This window comes from Vibrio sp. OPT46 (assembly GCF_015163535.1).
GTDB classification, from domain to species: Bacteria; Pseudomonadota; Gammaproteobacteria; order Enterobacterales; family Vibrionaceae; genus Vibrio; species Vibrio alginolyticus.
In genome coordinates, this window is the sequence record NZ_JADDYG010000225.1 from 1 (window position 1) to 2922 (window position 2922).

3 protein-coding genes are annotated in these 2922 nt (G+C 40.7%); all 3 read right to left on the reverse strand.

The window, feature by feature from the left end; translation table 11 throughout:
* Positions 1 to 581, reverse strand: a 581-nt coding sequence (locus IQR33_RS09265) for a type 4b pilus protein PilO2 (RefSeq protein WP_193843654.1), incomplete at its 3' end; no start/stop codon positions are given.
* A gap of 17 nt (positions 582 to 598) precedes the next feature.
* Positions 599 to 2236 (reverse strand): hypothetical protein, encoded by a 1638-nt coding sequence (locus IQR33_RS09270; protein WP_025634122.1) that lies wholly within the window; start codon positions 2234 to 2236, stop codon positions 599 to 601.
* The gene (locus IQR33_RS09275) at positions 2236 to 2883 is read right to left on the reverse strand and encodes a hypothetical protein (protein WP_025634121.1); all 648 of its coding nucleotides are present in this window, start codon (positions 2881 to 2883) and stop codon (positions 2236 to 2238) included. The genes IQR33_RS09270 and IQR33_RS09275 overlap by 1 nt, the downstream gene beginning before the upstream one ends.
* Positions 2884 to 2922: the final 39 nt, after the last annotated feature.

Genomic DNA, 2922 nt, shown 5'->3' on the forward strand with positions numbered 1-2922 from the left:
GGGTTTGTGTTGAGTAGCTGCTCAATTGTTTGAATTTGAGCGAACTTTTCATTAGGTACAGCTTCACATATGACGTCATATGAGTGCTGTTGGTACTCTGAACGTGACTCTTCAAATAGTTCTGAGATATTTTCTGTTATCTCATTAGGGACTACATAGCGTAATTTTACGTGATGAAGATCGTACATTTGATAATGGTCGAAGATCTGTTGGATAACTTCTTCCACCGTTTCAAATACCAAATCATTCTCACCACCAGCTGGGCACTTATCAATTACCAAAAGATACCAATATTTACCGGATGGTAGCTTTTGTATGAAGAAAGCATTCGGGTGATCGACACAAATAGCGCGAGCGACGATTGCCGCCGCGCTGTAGTATTTTGTCGTTATGCTTTGAGCGAAACCGATTGTTGATTTTGGTGCATCATCAATTGTTGACCCTTCAACAATTACTGCATTTGTAGCGTCGTATTTGTTAACCAGATTTTTGATATGGATGGTCTTATCGGATTCTGAAACCTCGTACCAATCTAAACCGATGTAGTGCCTATCAAATCCAAGTTCTTCTAGTGACTGCATAAAAGGACCTAATTGGGTTAAACTTTTTCGATATGAGGCGTTATAATTACTAGCATCACTGAGCGTGTTTTAGCATTAGAGTCATTGCCACCAAACATCCATAGCAAATCGCCTAGAACTGACTGGTTTTGGCCATTGTCAATCACTTGCTCGAACCCAGTCATAACCATTGTTTCGCCTGAACGGATATTTCTAGCGCTAACCATGGCAGTAACAGTTCTGTCTGTTAGTTGAAGTTGTGTATTACCAACTTCTAGTGGGTCAATTGCATTTAAGGTACTTACATCAGTTACGATACGGACAGCAATTGTTCCATCTGAATTAACACGTGGTGAAGCTAAGAAAACAATACCGTTTGTTGTTGTATCTGTGCTTGCAGATTGTGTTACAACATCACCAGATACACTTTGGTCGATTTTATCCGCATATTTCTTTTCATTTACGAACTGGACTGGAATAACATCATTGTTTGGTACAGTTGTCGTAATTGACTTTTTAAGCGAAAGAGATTTAGTACCCTGAAGAGCCTTCAATGCCATTTCAGTGCCTTTGAAGCTACCATCACCGATACTCAGCCCTAAACCACCTAACTTAGCTGCATCACCAACTGGAACTCCATCGATTTTAAGTTCGAAGTCATTCTTAGCGTATTTAATAGATTGCTCAATGCCGTAATTTGATTCGTCTGTAGTGATCAGTTCCCATAGCTCTATATCGAGCCTGATCATCTTTCCAGCAGTAGAATTTGACTCATCAATAAAGTTCTCAACAATTCGCAGCTTTCGAGGTGTGTCAGTTACAGCAACCATACTTAGTGCAGGTAACACTTCTACTTTTGCATCTTCAGAAGCAATGGATTTAATCCCCTTGAGGAGTTGGTCCATTGGTTTCCCTAGGTCACGGTCAAATGAATATGAGTGAGAACTCGAAGTTTGAGAGCTTGTCCCCTCGCCTTGCTGACCACCGCTAGTAGACGAATTGATACTTGATTTTAAAGTTGTACTACCAGCATATTGGTCGATCCGAAAGTGTCTAGTTTCTTGTCGGTAAAAGGATACACGACCATCAGATTGGTATTTCCACCATAGGTTGGTTTTTGCTGCGATAGCATCCAACACTTGCTTTAAAGCAACGTGCTTTTCAAAGTTCAGGGAAATAGACACTTTTGCGCCATCTAATAGTGATCCTTTGTTCGTATCTGTATAAAGTGCCGAAACGTCTAAATCATCACCAGTAGAATCACTTGTACCACCGCTTGCTTTGGAACTTCCAGAGTCTTGGTTAAGATACTTGATAGCGTCGCTAGTAAAGCTAATGTAAACCCCATACGAGGCATACTTGTTGTTCAAATAGTCAATCGTGTCGCTAAGGGGTTTAGAGCGATATGACATGAATTTACTCGGGGTAAGAAAAATCTCTGGAAGGTCTTGCCTTTCTTTTAACTTGAAAGGTTCCCCAAGAATAACGTAATTATTGTCTTCGCTGTAGACGCTCTGATCTATACCGGGTTTAAGTCTGTGTTTTTGAATCGTCTCAGTGGCAGCGTCTGCCTGTGCTGTCGCAACTCTATTGGCATCTTTACCAGGAGTACTACAACCACTGACAAGCGCGATAATGGTTAGTGTGAGAGCTTTAAGTTTCAATGTGTTGTTCATCACTGGTAAGTCCCTTTTTCAGTAGAACCGCCTTTTAGGATATGAGCAGCACCAATTTCAGGGCTGTAACTAATCCACAATGGTTCTTTTGTTTTTAACGTCTCCTTAAGCACTCTATCTAAGACTCCGTCTCTTCCTGTTAGGTCACCAATCAATACCGAACGTGATTTAACAGGGAAGTCGTATTTAGAGCCCCAAATAATGTCGATATTGGACTTTGTATTCCAAACCTCAAAGTTCTCTTTGAGTGACAGTTTAGGGTCTAATGTCCAGAGTTTTGGTGTTCGTGTCTGAAGGTACGTAAGGTGTTCACGATTTTTGGATGCAGCCAACACTCGTTCTTGTTCATTTAGAACAATATAAATACCGGAATTTAGTTCCTGTATCTTAGCAACAGCACTGCGCCAATTAGGTGAAGGTACCCAGGCTAATTGGTGGGAAGAGATGCCTGGTCCAATATTTACCCGCCAACCAGCTGGTGCTAAAGCATTCAGTATTTCGTGAGCAGGTAATTTATTTTGGTAACCGACTTTAGATTGGATGTCGTTTAAACCATAAGCTGTATCTGACTCGTATTCAGTAAATACAACCCCCGCTTGCGCGCTACTCATCACGAGTAAAGGTAAAATTAATCTTAATTTCATCATAGTAACCCCTATTATTTTGATAAATATACGTCATTTTCG